Consider the following 21960-nt stretch of genomic DNA (forward strand, 5'->3'; position numbering starts at 1 on the left):
CGACAGCCCGGCCAGACGGGTGGCAGGGCAGGATAGCCGATCCGGGAGCGACGCTGCAGGGGCACGCCTTAGAAAAAACCGTGCCCGCTTCAGGTCAGAGGGGAATATGCGCCAGGCGATGGCGCAGGACGAATAACCGCCTCGCGATCATTCGTCGCCACGACAGGGAATCGGCGGTCAACACCGGCGGCCTGGCTCTACAGCCGCGGCCAATGAAAAAGGCCCGACAGGGACACCCGCCGGGCCTTTCGACGAAGGAAACGCCACACTCAGCGGCGCTTGTCCTTCTTCTTCTTCTCGGCTTTCTTGTGGTGCGACATCAGCCGGCGCTTCTTGTTGACCTGGCGCGCGGTCAGCGAATTCTTCTTGCCCTCGTAGGGGTTCTCGCCGCCCTTGTACTCGATGCGGATCGGCGTACCGACCAACTTCAATACCCGCCGGTAGGTCTTCTCCAGGTAGCGGGTATAGGCCTTCGGCACCGCGTCCACCTGGTTGCCGTGGATCACGATCAGCGGCGGGTTGGCGCCGCCCAGGTGGGCGTAGCGCAGCTTGATCCGGCGACCGTTGACCATCGGCGGCTGGTGCACCTGCACGGCGTCCTCGAGGATGCTGGTCAGGCGGCTGGTCGGCCAGCGGGTCACCGCCGAACGGAAGGACTCCTGGACCGACTTGTAGAGATGGCCGACGCCGGTGCCATGCAGGGCCGAAATGAAATGGATGTCGGCGAAGTCGACGAACAGCAGGCGCCGCTCCAGTTCGGTCTTCACGTAGTCACGCTCGGCCGCCTCCATGCCATCCCACTTGTTCAGGGCGATGACCAGGGCACGGCCGGTCTCGAGGACGAAGCCGAGCAGGTTGAGGTCGTGCTCGACCACCCCTTCGCGGGCGTCCATGACGAAGATCACCACGTTGGCGTCCTGGATCGCCTGGAGGGTCTTCACCACCGAGAACTTTTCCACCGCCTCGAAGATCTTGCCGCGACGCCGCACGCCAGCGGTGTCGATCAGGGTGTACATCTCCTCGTTGCGCTCGAACGGGATGTAGATGCTGTCGCGGGTGGTGCCGGCCTGGTCGTAGACGATCACCCGCTCTTCGCCGAGCATGCGGTTGACCAGGGTCGACTTGCCCACGTTGGGCCGGCCGATGATGGCGATCTTGATCCCGTCCTTCTCGCTGGGACCGGGAATCCGGGTCGGTTCCTCGCCTTCGGCGACCTCTTCGCTCGCCGGCTCGCCCTCGCCTTCTTCCTCCGCGTTGTCCTTGGGGAAGATCCCCAGGGCTTCCTGCAGCATATGGTTGATGCCGCGACCGTGGGCGGCGGCGATCGGCAGCGCATCGCCCAGGCCCAGCGGGCTGAACTCGGCACGAGCGAGATCGGGATCGATGGTGTCGACCTTGTTGGCGATCAGGAAGCTGCGCTTGTTCCGCTTGCGCAGGTGCTCCGCGATCATCTGGTCGGCGGCGGTCATGCCGGCGCGCGAATCGACCAGGAACAGGACGGCATCCGCCTCCTCGATGGCCTGCAACGATTGCTCGGCCATTTTCGCATCGATGCCTTCCTCATCGCCGGAGATGCCTCCGGTATCGATGACGATATAGGTGCGGCCCTGCCAGCGCGCCTCGCCGTACTGGCGATCGCGGGTCAGGCCTGCGTACTCCGCCACGATGGCGTCGCGCGACTTGGTCAGGCGGTTGAACAGAGTGGACTTGCCGACGTTCGGGCGACCCACCAGGGCAATAACGGGAACCATGCGGCTCTCCACGAGAATTCAGAAAACACAAAGGCCGCTGACGTCGGACGGCAGCGGCCGGACACTTGAAACCCAGTCTAGCGGATGGTGTAGGCGACGAGCTTGCCACCGTTGCCGAACACGTACATCCAGCTCCCGACCACCAGCGGACGAACCCGCACGCCATCGCTGTCGACCCGCTCGCGACCAACGAAGCGACCGTCCACCTGGCTCAGCAGGTGCACGTAGCCTTCCAGGTCGCCGACCACCACGTTGCTGGAGAACACCGCCGGAGCCGACAGTTGGCGACGCGCCAGGGCGTCGTTGTTCCACAGCGAAGAAGCGCCGCGCGAATCCAGGCCTTCCACCGAACCGCTGGCCTGGCTGACGTAGATATTGCCGAAGCCTTCGGCGACGCCGACGTAGCTCGACGCTTCGCGCTGCCAGAGCAGGCGGCCGCTGTTCACGTCCAGCGCCGCGGCACGGCCCTGGTAGCTGACCACGTAGAGGGTGTCGCCGGACAGCAGGAGGCCGCCGTCGATGTCCACCACGCGATCCAGTTCGGAACGCCCCTGGGGAATCGCTACCCGCTGCTCCCAGATCGGCAGGCCGCGCTGTACGTCGACCGCCACCACCTTGCCGCTGGCCAGGCCAGCCAGGGCCATGTTGCCGGCGATCAGCGGCGCGCCGGTGCCGCGCAGGGTCAGCACCGGCACGGTGCTTTCGTAGATCCAGCGCTGGTCGCCGCTGGCCGCATCGAGGCCGATCAGCTTGTCGTCCTGGGTCTGCACCACCACCACGTCGCCGTTGGTGGCCGGCGCCGACAGCACTTCGCTGTTGACTCGCTTGGTCCACTTCTTCTTGCCGGTGGCTTCGTCGAGGGCGATCACGTCACCGCGCAGGGTACCCACCAGCACCAGGCCGTAGCCAACGCCGACACCGCCGGAAACCGGACGTTCCAGGTCCTTCTTCCAGAGCACGTCGCCGGTCTCGCGCTGGATCGCCATCACCCGCCCTTCGGCGGACGCGGCGTAGATGCTGGAACCATCGACGGCCGGTTCGAGCAGGTTGTACAGGTCGCCCTGGCCATCACCGACCGAGCGGCTCCACTGCTTGCTCAACACGACTTCCTCTTTGAAGTCGGTCAGTTCGGCGGGCGGGAGTTCCTTCTTGCTGTTGCTGCTGCAACCCACGACCGCCAGGGCCAGGGCGAGCAGCGCCGCGTGTTTCCATTGCACCATCTCAGGCCTCTCCCTTGGACAGGTCGTCGAGCTTGATCTGCAGGGCATCGCCGGCACCGTCTTCGGGCAGCGACTGCTTGGCTTTCTCGTAGGCCGCGCGGGCCTCGTCGGTGCGCTTGAGCTGCACCAGCAGGTCGCCCTTGAGCTCCTCGCGGGTAGAGACGTAGGCCTTGTCGGCGTCGCCATCGAGCAGCTTCAGGCCTTCCTCGACCTTGCCCTGGGCCGCCAGGACCCGGGCCAGGCGCTGCCGCGCCAGTTCGCCGAGGGTGGCGTCGGCCGGCTTGTCCATGACCGCCTTCAGCTCGGCAACGGCGTCATCCAGCTTGCCGCTGTCGACCGCGACCTTGGCCACGAACAGGCTGCCGTACTGGGCATAATGGGTGCCGCCGAACTCGCTCTTCAGCTTGCCGGCCAGCTCCGCCACCTTCGCCGGATCCGGCTGGCCGGCCGGATTCAGCGCGGTTTCGATCAGTTGCTGGTAGACGATCGAGGCGCCCTGCGCCTGGTTGGTCTGGTACTTCTGCCAGGCCTGCCAGCCGAATACCACTGCCAGCGCGAGGATGCCGCCGGTGACCAGGGGCTTGCCGTTGCGCTGCCACCAGTCCTTGATCTGCGCCAGGTCTTCGTCTTCGGTACGCGATGTCACCCCAATCACTCCTATTCTTTATGTTCTCAAGCCTGTGCCAGACAGGCTGCCAGGTGCTCGGGCAGAGCATCCCAGGCAATGCTTTGTTGCTCGCCCTCGTCACGCAGGGGCTTGAAACCTACCACGCGATTGGCCACCTCGTCCTCCCCGAGGATCAGGGCAAAGCGCGCGCCGCTCTTGTCGGCCTTCTTGAACTGGCTCTTGAAGCTACCGGCGCCGGCGTTGACCAGCAAGCGTATGCCGGGAATGGCGCTGCGCAACTGTTCGGCCAGGGTCAGGGCGGCCAGCTCGGCCGGTTCGCCGAAGGCGCAGACGTAGAGGTCGGCCGGACGGTTCAGTTCGGCGGGGATCACCCCCAAGGTTTCCAGCAGCAGCACCAGGCGTTCCACGCCCATGGCGAAACCGACGCCCGGGGTCGGCTTGCCGCCGAACTGGCTGACCAGCCCGTCGTAGCGGCCACCGCCGCAAACGGTGCCCTGGGCGCCAAGCTTGTCGGTGACCCACTCGAAAGCCGTGCGGCAGTAATAGTCCAGGCCGCGCACCAGCTTCTGGTTGATTTCGTAGCGCAGTCCGACAGCATCCAGGCGGGCCTTGAGACCCTCGAAGTGGGCGATCGATTCTTCGTCGAGATAGTCGTGCAGGGTCGGCGCGCCGACCAGCAACGCCTGGGTGCTCTCCACCTTGCTGTCGAGGATTCGCAGCGGATTGGTGGTCATGCGCCGCTGGCTGTCTTCGTCGAGTTGCTCGAAGCGCTCCTGCAGATAGGCCACCAGGGCCTCGCGATAGCGTGCGCGGGCCTCGCTGGAACCGAGGGTGTTGAGCTGCAGGGTCACCGCGTCGGCCATGCCGAGCTTCTGCCACAGGCGCCAGGTGAGGATGATCAACTCGGCGTCGATGTCCGGACCGGGCAGGTTGAAGACTTCCACGCCGATCTGGTGGAACTGCCGGTAGCGACCTTTCTGCGGTTTCTCGTAACGGAACATCGGCCCGGTGTACCAGAGCTTCTGCACCTGGCCACCACCGCTCAGGCCGTGCTCCAGCACGGCGCGCACGCAACCGGCGGTACCTTCCGGACGCATGGTCAGGGATTCGCCGTTGCGGTCGAGGAAGGTGTACATCTCCTTGTCGACCACGTCGGTACCTTCGCCGATGCCGCGGGCGAAGAGTTCGGTGAACTCGAGGATGGGCAGGCGGATCTCGCTGTAGCCGTAGCCGTCCAGCAGGCCGGCGAAGGTGCGTTCCAGATAGCGCCAGGCCGGAGTCTGCTCCGGCAGGATGTCGTTCATGCCACGAATGGCTTGCAGGGACTTGCTCACGTAGGGTCCTTAAACGGGTCAGCCGCGGGCGATCAGGCTCGCATCGGCCTCGGCCTTCTCGGCCGCCTTCTGGCGGATCAGCCGTTCCAGCTCGTCCACCAGGTTGTCGTTGGTCAGTTTCTGCGACGGCTTGCCGTCGATATACACCAGGTTCGGAGTGCCGCCGGTGAGGCCGACATGGGCCTCCTTGGCTTCGCCCGGACCGTTGACGACGCAACCGATCACGGCCACGTCCATCGGCACCAGCAGGTCCTCCAGGCGCCCTTCCAGCTCGTTCATGGTCTTCACCACGTCGAAGTTCTGCCGCGAACAGCTCGGGCAGGCGATGAAGTTGATGCCACGGGAGCGCAGGTGCAGGGACTTGAGGATGTCGAAACCGACCTTGATCTCCTCGACCGGATCGGCAGCCAGGGAAATCCGGATGGTGTCGCCGATTCCCTCGGCCAGGAGCATGCCCAGCCCCACCGCCGACTTCACCGTGCCGGAGCGCAGGCCGCCGGCCTCGGTGATGCCCAGGTGCAGGGGCTGCTCGATCTGCCTGGCCAGCAGGCGATAGGCGGCGACGGCCATGAAGACGTCGGAGGCCTTGACGCTGACCTTGAAGTTCTGGAAGTCCAGCTTGTCGAGATGATCGACGTGGCGCATGGCCGATTCGAGCAGGGCTTCCGGGGTCGGTTCGCCGTATTTCTTCTGCAGGTCCTTTTCCAGCGAACCGGCATTGACGCCGATACGGATCGGGATGTTGCGCTCGCGCGCGGCGTCGACCACGGCCTTGACCCGGTCCTCGCGACCGATGTTGCCCGGATTGATGCGCAGGCAGTCCACTCCCAGCTCGGCGACGCGCAGGGCGATGCGATAGTCGAAGTGGATGTCGGCGACCAGCGGCACGTTGACCTGCTGCTTGATCTTGCCGAACGCCTCGGCGGCGTCCATGTCGGGGACGGAAACCCGCACGATGTCCGCACCGGCATCTTCCAGGCGGCGGATCTGCGCGACGGTGGCAGCGACGTCGCAGGTCTCGGTGTTGGTCATGCTCTGCACGGCGATCGGCGCATCGCCGCCCACCGGGACGTTGCCGACCCAGATTTTCCGAGACTTGCGGCGAATGATCGGAGAAGCGCTATGAATGCTCATTGTCCTACCTTCAGACGGGCCGTTTCGCCGCGGACGAAGGGGGTCACGTCCACCGGCTGGCCGTTGTAGCTGACCTGGGCGCCGCGAGCGAAACCGAGGCGCAGCTCCAGCGGGGCCTTGCCGGCCAGTTCCAGGCTGTCGCCCTTGCGCTTCAGCGCGCTGACCAGGACCTTGCCGTTGGCGTCGGTGACCTGGGTCCAGCAATCGGCGACGAACTGTACCTTGACCACCCCCTGGCCCTCGCCGGCCACCACGGGCGCGGCGGCAGGTTCGCTCGGCGCTGGCGGGGCGGCCGGACTGGCCGTCGCCGGAACGGCTGGAGCATTACCGGGAGCAGGAGCCGTGCCGGCAGGCGCGGCGGTAACAGGCTGCTGGGGCGCGGCGGGGGTGCCCTGGGCCGGAGCGGCGGGAACCTGCGCGCCCTCGCTCGCCACCGGCGGCGAACCCTCGGCCTGGGCGGCGACTTCCGGAGAAACCTCGGCGGGCGCTTGCTCGCCTTCCTTCTGCGCTTCGATCACCGCCTGGTCTTCAGGCTCGTCCAGGGTATGGATCTCGGTGGTGCCGTCGGCGCTTTCCACTTCGACATGCTCGAGGCTCAGACCGGCGGTTTCCGGCGTGCGCGCGGAATGCTCCTGCCACCAGAAGTAGCCGAAGCCGATCAGCAGGGCGAGCAGTAACAGGCTGACGATACGCAGCACGTTGCGCGACAGGCGCACCGGCTCGGCGACCCGTCCCAGGCTCTGTACGGTGCTGCCGCTGGCATTGGTGCCGGTGAAATGGTCGAAGCTGTTGACCAGCTCGGCCTGGTCGAGGCCCATGAGCTTGGCGTAGGCGCGGATGTAGCCGCGCGAGAAGGTGTGCCCCGGCAGCTTGTCGAACGCGCCGTTTTCCAGCTGACGCAGCGAATTCTCGGTCAGGTTCAGTTGCCCGGCCACCTGCGACAACGACAAGCCCTTCTGCTCGCGCGCCTGGCGCAGGGTTTCCCCGGGGTTCTGACGGGAAGCGGTGGCTACGACTTCGGGCTGCGGCGCTTTCATCATTTTTCCGCCTGGAATTCCTGATATTCGGGAGAGCCTGGGTACAGGCGTTTCAACTGCAGGCCATAGCTGGCGGCCGTGTCGCGGTCCTCGAAGACCTTCGCGAGACGAATGCCCAGCAACAGGCTGCGGGCGTTCTGCCCGCCGCCCTGGGCAAAGAGATCATAGTACTGGCGAGCCGGCACGTACTCGCGCTCCTTGTAGAGCAGGTCGGCCATCTCCAGCGCGACGCTGGGCTGGTTACGGTTCAGACGCAGGGATTTCTCGAAGTACTCCTTGGCCTGGGCCGGTTTCTTCATTTGCAGCGAAACCAGGCCGAGGTTCTCGAAGACCCGCGAGCGCTCGGGATAGAGGGTGTCCTGGCTGGCCTCCAGGAGACGCTGGTAGGCCTCCTCGTAGCGCTTCTGCTCGTAGAGGAAACCGCCGTAGTTGTTCAGTACCCGGGCATTGCGGCTATCGCTGGCGAGCGCCTTGCGGTACTCCTCGTCGGCCAGCTTGGGCTCCATCTCGGTCTGGAACACCACCGCCAGCGCGGCATGCGCGTCGGCGCTGGAAGGGTCGATCTCGAGGGCCTTGCGCAGCGGCACCTTGGCCTGCTCGGTGTTCCCCCGCTGGAGATAGCCGAGGCCGAGCTGGATATAGGCATCGCGCGCCTCGTCACGGCCCTTGTCGGTTTTCAGGGGATTCTGATCTCCGCTCGTCACGCAGCCTGTCAGCCCAACTGCCAACAGGAACACCAGCGCGGCGCGTACAGTCATCGGAACCCTCCTCTCACTCAATTTCGATTCGCCGCCGACTCGGACTCGGCCAGTTGGCGCACGGCAATATAACGTTCGCTCCGGCGGGTACGATCCATGACCTGGCCGACCAGCTGGCCACAGGCTGCGTCGATGTCGTCGCCGCGGGTGGTACGCACGGTCACGTTGAAGCCGCCCTTGTGCAACATGTCCTGGAAACGCCGGATGGCATTGTTGCTCGGGCGCTCGTAGCCGGAGTGCGGGAATGGATTAAACGGAATCAGGTTGATCTTGCAAGGCGTGTCTTTCAGCAATGCGATCATCTGCTCAGCATGCTCGGGCTGATCGTTGACATCCTTGAGCAGGGTGTACTCGACGGTCAGCACGCGCTTCTCGCCGAGCCGGGAAATATACCGGCGGCAGGCATCCAGCAGCATGCCCAGCGGATACTTCTTGTTGATCGGCACCAGCTTGTTGCGCAACTCGTCGTTCGGTGCGTGCAGCGACAGGGCCAGGGACACGTCGATCACCTCGCCGAGCTTGTCGATCATCGGCACCACGCCGGAGGTGGACAGGGTCACCTTGCGCTTGGAAATACCGTAGCCGAGGTCGTCCATCATGATGTTCATGGCGGCGACCACGTTGTCGAAGTTCAGCAGCGGCTCGCCCATGCCCATCATCACGACATTGGTGATGGCGCGGTCGATCTTGGCCGGAACGGTACCGAACGACTTGTTGGCGATCCACACCTGGCCGATCACCTCGGCGGCGGTGAGGTCGCTGTTGAAACCCTGCTTGCCGGTGGAGCAGAAACTGCAATCCAGGGCGCAGCCCGCCTGGGAGGACACGCACAGGGTGCCGCGTCCGCCCTGGGGGATGTACACGGTCTCGACGCAACTGCCGGACGCCACCCGGACCACCCACTTGCGGGTGCCGTCGGCGGAGATGTCCTGGCTGACGATCTCGGGACCGCGTATCTCGGCTGAGGCCTTGAGCTTTTCGCGCAAGGCCTTGCCGACGTTGGTCATGGCGTCGAAATCGTCGACGCCAAAGTGGTGAATCCACTTCATGACCTGGCCGGCCCGGAAACGCTTCTCGCCGATGGACTCGAAGAACTGTTCCAGCTGCGGCTGGGTCAGGCCCAGCAGGTTCACCTTGCCGGCGGTGGTCGTTGTCATGGTTTCACCCTCACCCACGCTCGATCAGCGAATGCGCTCGCAGACTTCGGTAGCCGCGAAGAAATAGGCGATCTCGCGAGCGGCGGAAGCTTCGGAATCGGAACCGTGGACGGCGTTCTCGTCGATGGAGACGGCGAAGTCGGCGCGGATGGTACCGGCGTCGGCTTTCTTCGGATCGGTGGCGCCCATCAGCTCGCGGTTCTTGGCGATGGCGTCCTCGCCTTCCAGAACCTGGACTACAACCGGACCGGAAGTCATGAAGGAAACCAGGTCCTTGAAGAACGGACGCTCTTTGTGCTCGGCATAGAAGCCGCCGGCTTCACGCTCGGACAGCTGAACCATTTTAGCGGCGACGACGCGCAGGCCGGCTTTCTCGAAGCGGGTCAGGATTTCGCCGATCACGTTCTTGGAAACGGCGTCCGGCTTGATGATGGACAGGGTGCGTTGCAGTGCCATTGGTAAAACTCCGAAACAAGGTTGTCTAGCATGGGCGGCCCCGCCAGCGGGGCGGGACGCCGTGATTCGTTCAGGACGCTGACGAAAACGGCCCGAAAGGGCCGGAATCAGCGTGGCTGCGCCTGGCATCGGGCCCGGCGCGCCTAGCCTGGAATGCGCCCGCGGGCGATTTCAGGCCTTACCTAAAATAAAACCCGCGAATTATACGCGGGTTCCCGGCAAATGCGTAGGGCGGGCCTATGGCTAGTCCCGCTCCTCGATCCAGGCGGCCTGGATGGCCTCCAGGACTTTCTCCCCGCTACGCTGAGGATCGTCGGAGAACTCTGGAAGTTCCACCACCCAGCGCCGCAGATCGACGAAGTTGACGTATCGCGGATCGACCTCCGGCTTGCTTTCGTCGAGCTGGATGGCGATTTCCAGCACATCGGTCCATTTCAGGCTCATTGCACGCTCCTCTCTACCGCCGGGCTCAGTGGCCTTCCGACACCTGGTTGATGGTGTACTTGGGAATCTCGACCACCAGGTCTTCGTCGGCCACCACTGCCTGGCAGGATAGCCGCGAATCGGGCTCCAGACCCCAGGCCTTGTCCAGCATGTCGTCTTCGAGTTCGTCGGACGGCTCCATGGAATCGAGGCCTTCGCGGACGATTACGTGGCAGGTCGTGCAGGCGCAGGATTTCTCACAGGCATGCTCGATCTCGATGCCATTGCGCAACGCGGCATCCAGGATGGTTTCGCCGGGCTTCGCCTCGAATACCGCCCCCTCGGGGCAGTGGTCGGCATGGGGCAGAATCACGATCTGCGGCATCTTCGCTTATTCCTCGATTTCGTTGAGCCGGCGGCCGGAGAGCGCGGCCTTGACGGTCGCGTCCATCCGCCGTGCGGCGAAAGCGTCGGTCACCTGGGACAGGCGCTTGATCTGGTTCTCGATGGCCGCGGTGTCGCTACCACCGGCCAGTTCACGCAAGGTGTCCATCTGCGCCGCGATGGCCAGGCGCTCCTCTTCGTCCAGGAGCCGCTCGCCGTCGACGTCCAGCGCCGATTGCACGGCCTCCAGCAGCCGCTGCGCCTCGACCTGCTGTTCGCGCAGGGCGCGGGCAGCCTTGTCGTCGCCGGCGTAGTCGAAGGAGTCCTTGAGCATCCGCGCGATCTCGCCGTCGGTCAGCCCATAGGACGGCTTGACCTGGATGCTGGCCTCGACGCCGGAACTCAGTTCGCGTGCGGACACGCCGAGCAAGCCGTCGGCGTCGACCTGGAAGGTCACCCGGATTTTCGCCGCGCCCGCCACCATCGGCGGAATGCCGCGCAGCTCGAAGCGCGCCAGCGAACGACAATCCTTCACCAGCTCGCGCTCGCCCTGCAGCACGTGGATCATCATGGCCGTCTGGCCGTCCTTGTAGGTGGTGAACTCCTGGGCGCGCGCCACCGGGATGGTGGTATTACGCGGAATCACCTTCTCCATCAGCCCGCCCATGGTTTCCAGGCCCAGCGACAGCGGAATGACGTCCAGCAGCAGCAATTCCTCGCCGCGCTTGTTGCCGGCCAGGGCATCGGCCTGGATGGCCGCGCCGATGGCGACCACCTGGTCCGGATCGATATCGGTCAGCGGCTCGCAGCCGAACAACTCGCCAACCGCCGTGCGCACACGGGGCACGCGGGTCGAGCCACCGACCATCACCACAGAGCGGATTTCTTCCAGATCGACACCGGAGTCGCGCACCGCTCGGCGGCAGGACTTCAGGCTGCGAGCGACGAACGGCTCGATCAACTCGTCGAGCGTCGCCCGGCTCAGCTCGCCGCTCCAGTCGCCATAGGCGACCCGGACCGACGCCTCATCGGTAAGACGCTCCTTGGCCGCACAGGCGATTTGCAGCAACTGCCGCTGGCTGCCCGGGTCCAGATCGGCAGAAAGGCCAGCCTGCTCGATCACCCAGCCAGCGATGGCATGGTCGAAGTCGTCGCCACCCAGGGCCGTATCGCCGCCGGTGGCCAGAACTTCGAAGACACCGCGGGTCAGGCGCAGGATGGAAATGTCGAAGGTTCCACCACCCAGGTCATAGATGGCCACCAGGCCTTCCGCGCCCTTGTCCAGGCCGTAGGCCACGGCGGCGGCGGTCGGCTCGTTGAGCAGGCGCAGGACGTTCAGTCCGGCCAGGCGCGCGGCATCCTTGGTAGCCTGGCGCTGGGCGTCGTCGAAATAGGCCGGCACGGTGATCACCGCACCCACCAGCTCGCCACCGAGGGTGGTTTCGGCGCGCTGGCGCAGCTCACGCAGGATGTCCGCCGAGACTTCCACAGGACTCTTCAGCCCCTGTACGGTCTCGATGAAGGGCATGTGCGACTCGCCCTGGCGGAAGCGGTAGGGCAATTGCTCGCCCAGTTGCTTGACGTCCTCCAGGCCGCGCCCCATCAGACGCTTGACCGAAATGATGGTATTGAAGGGATCCTTCGCGGCAGCCGCGCGGGCGCTCTCACCCACTTCCGCCCGCTCGGCGTGATAACGCACCGCGGAAGGCAGGATCAGGCGCCCCTGCGCATCCGGCAAGGGCTCGGCGACGCCGCTACGCACCGCGGCGACCAGCGAATTGGTGGTACCCAGGTCGATCCCAACCGCCAGGCGACGCTCATGGGGCTTGGGACTCTGACCGGGCTCGGCGATCTGCAGTAGGGCCATGCTCTGTCTTAACTATGGGGTGCGACCCGGGGGCCGCAGGGATTAATCGTCGAGTCGCTCTTCCAGCTGGCGCACTTCCTGCGCGAGCTTGTCGAGGAACTGCATGCGACGGACCAGGCGTTCGGCCTCTTCGCGGCGCTGCGCATCGTCCCAGCACGCGGCGAACTCGCGCTCCAGCTCGGCCTGGGCGGCCTTGAGCCGACGCTTGAAGGTCGCCACGCCGGCCAGGTCGGCGCTGTCCTGCAACTCCTCCAGTTCCTCGCGCAGCTGCATCTGCTGCAGGAGAAACTCCGGATCCTGCACCGTAGCCTCCAAGGGCAACTCGTGACCACTCAGGGTCAACAGGTACAGGGCCCGGCGCGGAGCGCTCTTCAGGGTCTGGTAGGCCTCGTTCAGTTGCGCCGCGCGTTCCAGGGCGAGACGCTGCTCGCGCTCGGGAGCGTCGGCGAAACGGTCGGGATGGACGCTGCGCACCAACTCGCGATAGCGCTGGCCGAGCTCGTCGAGATCGACCAGGAAAGCCGGTTGCAGGTCGAACTGGGCGAAATGACAGGGTTTACCCACGCCGGCCTCAGACGTTGAAGCTTTCGCCGCAGCCGCATTCGCCACGAACGTTGGGATTGTTGAACTTGAAGCCTTCGTTGAGCCCTTCGCGAGTGAAGTCCAGCTCGGTGCCATCGAGATAGACCAGGCTTTTCGGGTCGATGATGACCTTCACGCCATGGCTCTCGAAGACCAGGTCCTCGGCCGCCAGTTCATCGACGAATTCGAGGACATAGGCAAGCCCGGAACAGCCAGTGGTGCGCACGCCAAGACGGATACCCTCGCCCTTGCCGCGCCCCTCGAGGGAGCGCTGCACGTGTTTGGCGGCGGCTTCGGTCATGCTGATGGCCATTGCAACTCCTTACTCGTCACGAGCGGCTTAGAGCAAACCCTTCTTCTGCTTGTAGTCGCGAACGGCGGCCTTGATGGCGTCTTCGGCGAGAACGGAGCAGTGGATCTTCACCGGCGGCAGGGCCAGCTCTTCGGCGATGGTGGTGTTCTTGATGGTTTCCGCCTCGTCCAGGGTCTTGCCCTTCATCCACTCGGTGGCGAGGGAGCTGGAGGCGATCGCGGAACCGCAACCGTAGGTCTTGAACTTGGCGTCTTCGATCACGCCCTGCTCGTTGACCTTGATCTGCAGGCGCATCACGTCGCCGCAGGCCGGCGCGCCGACCATGCCGGTGCCGACGTTGGGATCGGCAGCGTCGAGCTTGCCGACGTTGCGCGGGTTTTCGTAGTGGTCGATGACCTTTTCGCTATATGCCATGGCTAATCCTCACGTTTTTCCGGGGCACGAGGCGCTCAGTGCGCCTGCCATTCGACCTGGGACAGGTCGACGCCCTCTTTGTACATATCCCACAGCGGCGACAGTTCGCGCAGCTTGGAAACGGCCTCGACCACCTTCTTCGCGGCATAGTCGATCTCTTCCTCGGTGGTGAAGCGACCGAAGGTGAAGCGGATGGAGCTATGCGCCAGTTCGTCGTTGCGGCCCAGGGCGCGCAATACGTAGGACGGTTCCAGGGACGCCGAGGTACAGGCCGAACCGGAGGAGACCGCGAGGTCCTTGAGCGCCATGATCAGCGACTCGCCCTCGACGTAGTTGAAGCTGACGTTGAGGTTGTGCGGGACGCGGGAGGTCATGCTGCCGTTGATGTAGAGCTCTTCCAGGCCGTCGATCTGCGCGAAGAAGCGGTCGCGGAGCGCCAGCACGCGGGCGTTCTCCTGGGCCATTTCTTCCTTGGCGATGCGGAACGCCTCGCCCATGCCGACGATCTGGTGGGTGGCCAGGGTGCCGGAACGCATGCCGCGCTCATGGCCGCCGCCGTGCATCTGGCCCTCGATGCGGACGCGCGGCTTGCGCCGGACGTAGAGCGCGCCAATGCCTTTCGGGCCGTAGGTCTTGTGCGCGGAGAAGGACATCAGGTCGACCTTGAGCTTGTCCAGGTCGATCTCGACCTTGCCGGTCGACTGTGCGGCGTCGACGTGGAACAGCACGCCGCGGGAGCGGGTCAGCTCGCCGATGGCGGCGATGTCGTTGACGGTGCCGATCTCGTTGTTCACGTGCATGACCGAGACCAGGATGGTGTCGTCACGCAGCGCCGCCTCGACCAGTGCCGGAGTGATCAGGCCATCTTCGCCCGGCTCCAGGTAGGTCACTTCGAAACCTTCGCGCTCCAGCTGGCGGCAGGTGTCGAGGACCGCCTTGTGCTCGATCTTCGAGGTGATGATGTGCTTGCCCTTGCCCGAGTAGAAGTGCGCGACGCCCTTGATCGCCAGGTTGTCGGACTCGGTGGCGCCGGAGGTCCAGACGATCTCGCGGGGATCGGCGTTGACCAGTTCGGCCACCTGGCGACGGGCGTTCTCCACGGCCTCCTCGGCTTTCCAGCCGAACACGTGGGAACGCGAAGCCGGGTTGCCGAAGTTGCCGTCCATCAGCAGGCATTCGCTCATTTTCTGGGCGACGCGGGGATCGACGGGAGTGGTCGCGGAGTAATCGAGGTAGATCGGCAATTTCATCAGGTAACTCCTACAGGCTGGCGCCCTGCTCAGTCGATGGCGGACGCTTCAATCTTGTCGAGACGAGGCGTCTTGCCTGAGCAACGGCGTTCGTCCTGGCGCAGCGCGACCTCCTGGACCTCCTGGCGGCTGACCAGATCGGCCAGGCTGATGCCGCTGAGGAACTCATGGATCTGCAAACTGAGGTCGCACCACAGGTGGTGGGTCAGACAGGTATCGCCGGAGTGGCAATCGCCCTGCCCCTGGCAGCGAGTCGCGTCGACGGATTCGTTGACCGCGTCGATCACCTGCGCCACATGGATGCCCGACATATGGCGGGACAGCTGGTAGCCGCCGCCCGGGCCGCGCACGCTGGTCACCAGGTTGCCACGGCGCAACTTGGCGAACAGCTGTTCGAGATAGGACAGGGAAATGCCTTGGCGTTCGGAGATATCGGCCAGCGAGACCGGACCTTGCTGAGCATGCAGCGCCAGGTCGAGCATGGCGGTTACGGCGTAGCGGCCTTTGGTGGTCAGACGCATGGGCTTTTCCCATCGGGATCATTCGGGGTTGACGCGGATTATGCTCTTATCCGAGTAATTAGGTCAACTATAAGACCGATCAAATTACTCAGGATTAGGCAAATTCAGGGCGCTACATGCTAGCAGAAAGCCGCCGGCCGCGCATTACGCGGCCGGATTGCCATCCTCGTCCTTGACCCCGGCGAAATCCTCCTCGCGCAATACCGGCAGATCCTTCGCGCAGTAGTCGCTCCCCAGGGCGGTGAGCGCCTGGCACATGCCCTCGAGCCGGCCGTCGACGGCCTGCAGGTGATCGAGCAACTGACCAATGGCACGCGCCACCGGGTCCGGCATGTCCTGACTGACTCCGTAGGCATCGAAGCCGAGTTTCTCCGCCATCGCCTGGCGCTTGGCCTGCTGCTCGGTATCCTCGCGCATGATGATCCGCCCGGGAATGCCGACCACGGTGGCACCCGGCGGGACTTCCTTGGTCACCACGGCATTGGAGCCGACCTTGGCGCCCTCGCCGACGGTGAACGGGCCGAGCACCTTGGCACCGGCACCGACCACCACGTTGTTGCCGAGGGTGGGGTGGCGCTTGCCCTTGTTCCAGGTGGTACCGCCCAGGGTGACGCCCTGGTAGAGGGTGACGTCGTCGCCGATCTCGGCGGTTTCGCCGATGACGATGCCCATGCCGTGGTCGATGAAGAAGCGCCGGCCGATCCTGGCCCCCGGGTGGATCTCGATGCCGGTCATCCAGCGGCCGAAATTGGACACCAGGCGCGCCAGCCACTTCCAGCCGGACGTCCACAAGCCGTGGGCCAGCCGATGCAGCCAGACGGCGTGCAGGCCCGGATAACAGGTGAGGACCTCGAGTGCGTTGCGAGCCGCCGGATCACGGTGGAATACGCTTTGGATATCTTCACGCACACGTTCGAACATCAGTCGTCACTCCGCTTGTAGGACAGGCCTCGGGCCACCTTCTGGGTTTCGGTCAGGATCCCGCGCAGGATATTCATTTCCAGCTTGCTGATCGCGCTGCGCCCATACAGGCGCCGCAACCGCGACATCAGGTGGCGCGGCTTCTCCGGATCGAGGAAGCCGATATCGATCAGCGTCCTCTCCAGATGCGCGTAATAGAGTTCCAGCTCGTCGGCCGTCACCAGCTCGGTGTTGAGCATCGAGGTGGACTCGAACTTTTCCATCTTGGTCGGCTTGCCCTGGGCCGCCAGCCACGCCATGCGCACCTCGTAGGTGAGCACCTGGACCGCGGCCGCCAGGTTCAGCGAGCCGAACTCGGGATCGGAGGGGATATGCACATGGAACTGGCAGCGCTGCAATTCTTCGTTGGTCAAACCCGCATATTCGCGCCCGAATACCAGGGCCACCTCGCCATTCGCCTCCAGGTGCTCCAGGCAGGTCGTCGCGCACTCGCGCGGATCCAGCAGCGGCCAGGGAATCCGCCGGTCGCGGGCGCTGGTGCCGAGCACCACGCTGCAGCCGCTCAGGGCCTCTTCCAGGGTGTCCACCACCCTTGCGGCGTCGAGGATGTCGGTGGCGCCGGAAGCCCGCGCCACCGCGTCGCCGTGGGGAAAGCTTTCCGGCTGCACCAGCACCAGTTGCGACAGGCCCATGTTCTTCATGGCACGGGCCGCCCCGCCGATGTTGCCGGGATGACTGGTGTTGACCAACACCACACGAATACGGTCGAGCAACGCCGATGCTCTCCAACGCCAAGTTACTGAAGGGTGTGAAATCCTACAGCAGAGGTCAGCTTTATACCATGCGGCCGACAGGTCGCCCTTCAAACGCCATCGGTTTCTGCTAGAATGGCCGGCTTTCTTTAACGACCCAGGTGACCTCTCCATGCAGCCTATGCTGAATATCGCCCTGCGCGCCGCTCGCAGCGCCGGTGAACTGATTTTCCGCTCCATCGAACGCCTGGATGTCATCTCGGTCAACGAGAAGGATGCCAAGGACTACGTGACCGAAGTCGATCGCGCCGCCGAGCAGACCATCGTCGCCGCGCTGCGCAAGGCCTATCCGACTCACGCGATCATGGGCGAGGAAGGCGGCTTCATCGAAGGCAGCGGCGAGGGTGCCGATTACCTCTGGGTGATCGATCCGCTGGACGGCACCACCAACTTCATCCATGGCGTACCGCACTTTGCCGTGAGCATCGCCTGCAAGTACAAGGGCCGCCTGGAGCACGCCGTGGTCCTCGACCCGGTGCGCCAGGAAGAATTCACCGCCAGCCGCGGCCGCGGCGCCGCCCTCAACGGTCGCCGCCTGCGCGTCAGCGGCCGCAAGAGCCTGGAAGGCGCCCTGCTCGGCACCGGGTTCCCGTTCCGCGACAACCAGATCGACAATCTCGACAACTACCTGAACATGTTCCGCAGCCTGGTCGGCCAGACCGCCGGCATCCGCCGCGCCGGCGCCGCCAGCCTGGACCTGGCCTACGTCGCCGCCGGACGCTACGACGCCTTCTGGGAATTCGGCCTGTCCGAATGGGACATGGCGGCAGGCGCCCTGCTGGTACAGGAAGCCGGCGGCCTGGTGAGCGACTTCACCGGCAGCCACGAATTCCTCGAGAAGGGTCACATCGTCGCCGGCAACACCAAATGCTTCAAGGCACTGCTGACCACCATCCAGCCGCACCTGCCGCCGTCGCTGAAGCGCTGATCCGCCGCTGACGAAGAACCCGGCCTGGCGCCGGGTTTTTCATCTCCATAAAAATGCACAAGGGCGCCCGCGGGCGCCCTTGTGCATCATTGCGACAGTCAGGCTCAGCGCAGCGTTTCGCCCTGGCTGAGGATCAGCCGGCCATTCTTGTCGACCGGGATCTGGCTGCCCGGATCGCGCTCCATGCGGATCTGCCCGGCCTTGCCGTCGAGCATGTACTTCACGTCATAGCCGACGACCTTCTCGCTGCTGTCATGCACGGTGCTGCAGCGGGTTTCGGTTGTGGTGTAGGTGTCACGCTCCTGCATGCCTTCCTGCACCTTGTTGCCGGCGTAGCCGCCGCCGACGGCGCCGGCCACGGTGGCGATCTTCTTGCCGGTACCGCCGCCGATCTGGTTGCCCAGCAAGCCGCCGACCACCGCACCGATGGCGGTACCGGCGATCTGGTGCTGGTCCTTGACCGGACGCTGGCGGGTCACGGCCACGTCCTTGCAGACCTGGCGCGGCGTCTTGATGGTTTCCTTGACCGGCTGGACAGCGACGACCTCGGCGTAGTTGGGACCGCGATCCACCAGGCTATAGGTGGCTACCGCGCCACCTGCGGTCACGCCTACGGCACCCAGAACGGCCCCGACGAGCATCGACTTGTTCACATGTACCTCCTGGCTTTCATCCAATGCGGGCTATGTTCGCCCTTTGCCTTGCCTAGGACTGGGCAAAAACCACCAAGTTCCAGGCTCCCGACAAACGTTTCGTTGGCGCAGATACGAAAACTCCCGCCAAAAGCGGGAGTCCTCGAGTGACCGGCAGGCGCCGGAGTGCCGAACCAGAGCGCCTCAGGGGCGATCGTCGACGGTGTCCTTGGCCTGCGGCGGGATCAGGTCCTCGCTGGTCAGGTTCAGCCAGATCAAGACCACGTTGGCGATGTAGATCGACGAGTAGGTACCCGCCATTACACCGACGAACAGGGCGATGGAGAAACCGAACAGGTTGTCGCCGCCGAAGAACAGCAGCGCGGCGATGGCCAGCAGCGTGGAGACCGAGGTGGCGATGGTGCGCAACAGGGTCTGGCTGGTGGAGATGTTCAGGTTCTCGATCAGACTGGCCTTGCGCAGCACGCGGAAGTTCTCGCGCACCCGGTCGAAGATCACGATGGTGTCGTTCAGCGAGTAACCGACCACCGCCAGCACCGCGGCGAGGACGGTCAGGTCGAAGGTCACCTGGAAGAACGACAGCACGCCCATCACGATGATCGCATCGTGCACCAGCGAGAGGATCGCCCCGAGGGCGAACTTCCACTGGAAGCGGAAGCCGACGTACAGCAGGATGCCGCCCAGCGCCAGGAGCATGCCGAGGCCGCCCTGGTCGCGCAGTTCTTCACCCACCTGCGGGCCGACGTACTCGACCCGCTTCAGGTTCGCCGGGTTGCCGGTATCGGCCTGCTGCAAGGCGGTAGCGACCTTCTTGCCCAGTTCCGGGTCCTCGCTGGGCATCCGCACCAGCACGTCGCGGGCGTCGCCGAAGCTCTGCACCACAGCGTCCTCGTAGCCGGCGCCGACCAGTTGACCACGCACCTTGCCGAGATCGGCCGGTTGTTCGTAGGTCAGCTCGATCAGCGTACCGCCGGTGAAGTCGAGGCCGAAGTTGATGCCCTTGGTGAACCAGCTGCCCAGGGCGATGACGGTCAGGATCAGGGTGACGGCAAACGCGATGTTGCGGATGCCCATGAAGTTGATGGTACCGATCTTGATATTCATCTCAGTCCCCTTAGATCCACAGCTTCTTGAAGTCACGCCCGCCGAAGATCAGGTTGACCATTGCGCGGGTGACCATGATGGCCGTGAACATCGAGGTGATGATGCCGAGCGACATGGTCACGGCAAATCCTTTCACCGGGCCGGTGCCCATGGCGTAGAGGATGCCGCCGACCAGCAGCGAGGTCAGGTTGGCGTCGAGGATCGCGGTGAAGGCACGGTTGAAGCCTTCGTGGATCGCCCTCTGGACCGACATGCCATTGGCCAGCTCCTCGCGTATCCGCGAGAAGATCAGCACGTTGGCGTCCACCGCCATGCCCATGGTCAGCACGATACCGGCGATGCCCGGCAGGGTCAGGGTCGCGCCGAGGATCGACATCAGCGCTACCAGCATGACCATGTTGAAGGCCAGCGCAACGGTGGCGATCACGCCGAAGAAACGGTAGATGACGATGATGAACAGCGATACGAAGAGCATGCCCCAGAGCGACGCATCGACACCCTTGGCGATGTTGTCCGCCCCCAGGCTCGGGCCGATGGTGCGTTCTTCGGCGAAGTACATCGGTGCAGCCAGGCCGCCGGCACGCAGCAGCAGGGCCAGTTCGGAGGACTCGCCCGGGCCATCGAGGCCGGTGATGCGGAACTGGTTGCCCAGCGGCGACTGGATGGTCGCCAGACTGATGATCTGCTTCTCTTCCTTGAACGCCGGAACCGCGACCTCCTTCTCGACGCCATCGACCATCTGCTTGGTGTAGCGGGTCACCGGCTTCTGCTCGATGAACACCACCGCCATGCTGCGGCCGACGTTGTTGCGGGTGGCGCGGTTCATCAGCTCGCCGCCGTGGCCATCCAGGCGGATGTTCACCTGCGGGCGGCCGTTCTCGTCGAAACTGGCGCTGGCGTCGGTGACCTGGTCGCCGGTGATGATCACCCCGCGCTCCAGCGGCACCGGCGGACGGCGCGGCTCGCGGAACTCGAAGGTCTCGGTGGCGGACTTCAGGGCGTCCGGCTCGGCGGCCAGGCGGAATTCGAGGTTGGCGGTCTTGCCGAGGATTCGCTTGGCTTCCGCGGTGTCCTGCACGCCCGGCAGCTCGACCACGATGCGATTGGCGCCCTGGCGCTGCACCAGCGGCTCGGATACGCCCAGCTCGTTGACCCGGTTGCGGACGGTGGTGAGGTTCTGCTTGATGGAGTACTCGCGGATTTCCGCCAGTTTGGCCTGGGTCAGGGCGACACGCAGGACCTGCAGGCCGTTGCGCTCTTCGGGCACGACCTCGAAATCGCGGAAGTCCTTGGCGATCAGGCTGCGCGCCTTGTCCAGGGATTCGCTGTCGGTGAAGCCGAGCTGGATCGCGCGATCCTGGATCGGCAGGCTGCGGTAGCGCACGCGCTCCTTGCGCAGCAGGCTCTTCACTTCGCTTTCATAGACCTTCAGGCGGGCATCGACCGCCTTGTCCATGTCCACTTCCAGCAGGAAGTGCACGCCGCCGGACAGGTCCAGGCCGAGCTTCATTGGGCTGCCGCCCAGCTTGCGCAGCCACTCGGGAGTGGTCTGGGCCAGGTTCAGCGCCACCACGTAGTCGTCGCCCAGGGTCCGGCGCACCACTTCCTTGGCGGGAAGCTGGTCGTCCTGCTTGACCAGGCGGATCAGGCCGCCCTTCTTCGACAGGCTGTTGGCCTTCACCGCGATACCGGCGTCGGTCAGCGCCTTGGCAGCGCGGTCGACGTCGGCCTGGGTGACCTGCAGCGCCGTGCTGGCGCCGCTGATCTGCACCGCCGGGTCGTCCGGGTAGAGGTTGGGTGCGGAATAGATGAACCCGACGGCGAGGACCGCCAGGATCAGCAGATATTTCCACAGAGGATACTTGTTGAGCATGACACCGCCCGTTATGACGCGGGGCGCCTTGCGCGCCCCGTCATGTGTTTAGGTGAAAATCAGATCGCTTTCAGGGTGCCTTTCGGCAGGGTCGCGGCAATCGCGGCCTTCTGGAACTTCAGCTCGACGTTGTCGGAGACCTCGACGACGACGAAATCGTCGGCGACCTTGGTCACCTTGCCGGCGATACCGCCGGAAGTGACGACTTCGTCACCTTTTTGCAGGTTGCCCAGCAGGTTCTTGTGTTCCTTGGCGCGCTTGGCCTGGGGACGCCAGATCATCAGGTAGAAGATGACCAGGAAACCAACCAGGAAGACCCACTCGAAACCGGTGCCGGCCGGGCCAGCGGCTGCCGGAGCGGCTGCGTCGGCGTAGGCAGCGGGAATTAGAAAGCTCATGTAGCACTCCTGTCACAAAGCAATAGAGTTGGATAAAGGAAA

24 protein-coding genes are annotated in these 21960 nt (G+C 64.7%); 1 reads left to right on the forward strand and 23 read right to left on the reverse strand.

Annotation, left to right across the window (positions count from 1 at the left end):
* Nucleotides 1-269 precede the first annotated feature (269 nt).
* From der to trmJ, 19 genes are all read right to left on the reverse strand, one after another.
* Nucleotides 270-1751: a ribosome biogenesis GTPase Der gene (gene der, locus HMPREF2581_RS02155; protein WP_003137857.1), complete on the reverse strand. Its 1482-nt coding sequence runs from the start codon at nucleotides 1749-1751 to the stop codon at nucleotides 270-272.
* Between the two features lie 77 nt (nucleotides 1752-1828).
* Complete coding sequence (gene bamB / locus HMPREF2581_RS02160; protein WP_003129775.1) at nucleotides 1829-2971, reverse strand: outer membrane protein assembly factor BamB; 1143 nt, start codon at nucleotides 2969-2971, stop codon at nucleotides 1829-1831.
* A gap of 1 nt (nucleotide 2972) precedes the next feature.
* The gene (locus HMPREF2581_RS02165; protein ID WP_003137855.1) at nucleotides 2973-3617 is read right to left on the reverse strand and encodes a YfgM family protein; all 645 of its coding nucleotides are present in this window, start codon (nucleotides 3615-3617) and stop codon (nucleotides 2973-2975) included.
* A 26-nt stretch (nucleotides 3618-3643) separates the two neighbouring features.
* Nucleotides 3644-4933 (reverse strand): histidine--tRNA ligase, encoded by a 1290-nt coding sequence (hisS, locus tag HMPREF2581_RS02170; RefSeq protein WP_003092797.1) that lies wholly within the window; start codon nucleotides 4931-4933, stop codon nucleotides 3644-3646.
* 18 nt (nucleotides 4934-4951) lie between these two features.
* Nucleotides 4952-6067 (reverse strand): flavodoxin-dependent (E)-4-hydroxy-3-methylbut-2-enyl-diphosphate synthase, encoded by a 1116-nt coding sequence (gene ispG / locus HMPREF2581_RS02175; protein WP_003092800.1) that lies wholly within the window; start codon nucleotides 6065-6067, stop codon nucleotides 4952-4954.
* Nucleotides 6064-7107 carry a RodZ domain-containing protein gene (locus tag HMPREF2581_RS02180; protein WP_003137852.1) on the reverse strand — a complete coding sequence of 348 codons (1044 nt, stop codon included), beginning with the start codon at nucleotides 7105-7107 and terminating at the stop codon, nucleotides 6064-6066. The genes ispG and HMPREF2581_RS02180 overlap by 4 nt, the downstream gene beginning before the upstream one ends.
* Nucleotides 7104-7862: a type 4a pilus biogenesis protein PilF gene (gene pilF / locus HMPREF2581_RS02185; protein WP_003092804.1), complete on the reverse strand. Its 759-nt coding sequence runs from the start codon at nucleotides 7860-7862 to the stop codon at nucleotides 7104-7106. The genes HMPREF2581_RS02180 and pilF overlap by 4 nt, the downstream gene beginning before the upstream one ends.
* A gap of 17 nt (nucleotides 7863-7879) precedes the next feature.
* On the reverse strand, nucleotides 7880-9019 hold the full coding sequence (gene rlmN / locus HMPREF2581_RS02190; protein WP_003092809.1) for a dual-specificity RNA methyltransferase RlmN: 1140 nt from the start codon (nucleotides 9017-9019) through the stop codon (nucleotides 7880-7882).
* A 24-nt stretch (nucleotides 9020-9043) separates the two neighbouring features.
* Nucleotides 9044-9475 carry a nucleoside-diphosphate kinase gene (ndk, locus tag HMPREF2581_RS02195; RefSeq protein WP_003092811.1) on the reverse strand — a complete coding sequence of 144 codons (432 nt, stop codon included), beginning with the start codon at nucleotides 9473-9475 and terminating at the stop codon, nucleotides 9044-9046.
* Nucleotides 9476-9718: 243 nt separating this feature from the next.
* Nucleotides 9719-9919, reverse strand: coding sequence for a Fe-S cluster assembly protein IscX (iscX, locus tag HMPREF2581_RS02200; RefSeq protein ID WP_003092814.1), 201 nt, complete (start codon nucleotides 9917-9919; stop codon nucleotides 9719-9721).
* Nucleotides 9920-9944: 25 nt separating this feature from the next.
* The gene (gene fdx / locus HMPREF2581_RS02205; RefSeq protein ID WP_003092818.1) at nucleotides 9945-10283 is read right to left on the reverse strand and encodes an ISC system 2Fe-2S type ferredoxin; all 339 of its coding nucleotides are present in this window, start codon (nucleotides 10281-10283) and stop codon (nucleotides 9945-9947) included.
* Between the two features lie 6 nt (nucleotides 10284-10289).
* The gene (gene hscA, locus HMPREF2581_RS02210) at nucleotides 10290-12149 is read right to left on the reverse strand and encodes a Fe-S protein assembly chaperone HscA (RefSeq protein WP_003092822.1); all 1860 of its coding nucleotides are present in this window, start codon (nucleotides 12147-12149) and stop codon (nucleotides 10290-10292) included.
* Nucleotides 12150-12191: 42 nt separating this feature from the next.
* Complete coding sequence (gene hscB, locus HMPREF2581_RS02215) at nucleotides 12192-12713, reverse strand: co-chaperone HscB (protein WP_003092824.1); 522 nt, start codon at nucleotides 12711-12713, stop codon at nucleotides 12192-12194.
* Nucleotides 12714-12720: 7 nt separating this feature from the next.
* Nucleotides 12721-13044 (reverse strand): iron-sulfur cluster assembly protein IscA, encoded by a 324-nt coding sequence (iscA, locus tag HMPREF2581_RS02220; RefSeq protein ID WP_003100617.1) that lies wholly within the window; start codon nucleotides 13042-13044, stop codon nucleotides 12721-12723.
* Between the two features lie 27 nt (nucleotides 13045-13071).
* Entirely contained in the window at nucleotides 13072-13458 is a 387-nt protein-coding gene (gene iscU, locus HMPREF2581_RS02225; protein WP_003092829.1) for a Fe-S cluster assembly scaffold IscU, read from the reverse strand.
* A gap of 35 nt (nucleotides 13459-13493) precedes the next feature.
* On the reverse strand, nucleotides 13494-14708 hold the full coding sequence (locus HMPREF2581_RS02230) for an IscS subfamily cysteine desulfurase (protein ID WP_003092832.1): 1215 nt from the start codon (nucleotides 14706-14708) through the stop codon (nucleotides 13494-13496).
* A 29-nt stretch (nucleotides 14709-14737) separates the two neighbouring features.
* Nucleotides 14738-15229: a Fe-S cluster assembly transcriptional regulator IscR gene (gene iscR / locus HMPREF2581_RS02235; protein WP_003092836.1), complete on the reverse strand. Its 492-nt coding sequence runs from the start codon at nucleotides 15227-15229 to the stop codon at nucleotides 14738-14740.
* Between the two features lie 144 nt (nucleotides 15230-15373).
* A complete protein-coding gene (gene cysE / locus HMPREF2581_RS02240) occupies nucleotides 15374-16150 on the reverse strand; it encodes a serine O-acetyltransferase (RefSeq protein ID WP_003092839.1) in 777 nt (258 codons plus the stop codon).
* Nucleotides 16150-16923: a tRNA (cytosine(32)/uridine(32)-2'-O)-methyltransferase TrmJ gene (trmJ, locus tag HMPREF2581_RS02245; protein ID WP_003092842.1), complete on the reverse strand. Its 774-nt coding sequence runs from the start codon at nucleotides 16921-16923 to the stop codon at nucleotides 16150-16152. Before trmJ ends, cysE begins: the two co-directional genes overlap by 1 nt.
* A 151-nt stretch (nucleotides 16924-17074) precedes the next feature.
* On the opposite strand from trmJ, the gene suhB reads away from it, so the two are divergent.
* Nucleotides 17075-17890, forward strand: a complete 816-nt coding sequence (suhB, locus tag HMPREF2581_RS02250; RefSeq protein WP_003092845.1) for a type III secretion system regulator SuhB — start codon at nucleotides 17075-17077, stop codon at nucleotides 17888-17890.
* A 104-nt stretch (nucleotides 17891-17994) separates the two neighbouring features.
* Here suhB and HMPREF2581_RS02255 read toward each other — a convergent pair whose 3' ends face one another.
* From HMPREF2581_RS02255 to yajC, 4 genes are all read right to left on the reverse strand, one after another.
* Nucleotides 17995-18543 carry a glycine zipper 2TM domain-containing protein gene (locus HMPREF2581_RS02255; RefSeq protein WP_003137850.1) on the reverse strand — a complete coding sequence of 183 codons (549 nt, stop codon included), beginning with the start codon at nucleotides 18541-18543 and terminating at the stop codon, nucleotides 17995-17997.
* 183 nt (nucleotides 18544-18726) lie between these two features.
* Nucleotides 18727-19647, reverse strand: a complete 921-nt coding sequence (gene secF, locus HMPREF2581_RS02260) for a protein translocase subunit SecF (RefSeq protein WP_003092852.1) — start codon at nucleotides 19645-19647, stop codon at nucleotides 18727-18729.
* Between the two features lie 10 nt (nucleotides 19648-19657).
* Nucleotides 19658-21520 carry a protein translocase subunit SecD gene (secD, locus tag HMPREF2581_RS02265; RefSeq protein WP_003110921.1) on the reverse strand — a complete coding sequence of 621 codons (1863 nt, stop codon included), beginning with the start codon at nucleotides 21518-21520 and terminating at the stop codon, nucleotides 19658-19660.
* A 59-nt stretch (nucleotides 21521-21579) separates the two neighbouring features.
* A complete protein-coding gene (yajC, locus tag HMPREF2581_RS02270) occupies nucleotides 21580-21918 on the reverse strand; it encodes a preprotein translocase subunit YajC (RefSeq protein WP_003092856.1) in 339 nt (112 codons plus the stop codon).
* Nucleotides 21919-21960 lie beyond the last annotated feature (42 nt).

It is taken from the genome of Pseudomonas sp. HMSC057H01, assembly GCF_001836405.1.
In the GTDB taxonomy this organism is placed as follows: domain Bacteria; phylum Pseudomonadota; class Gammaproteobacteria; order Pseudomonadales; family Pseudomonadaceae; genus Pseudomonas; species Pseudomonas aeruginosa.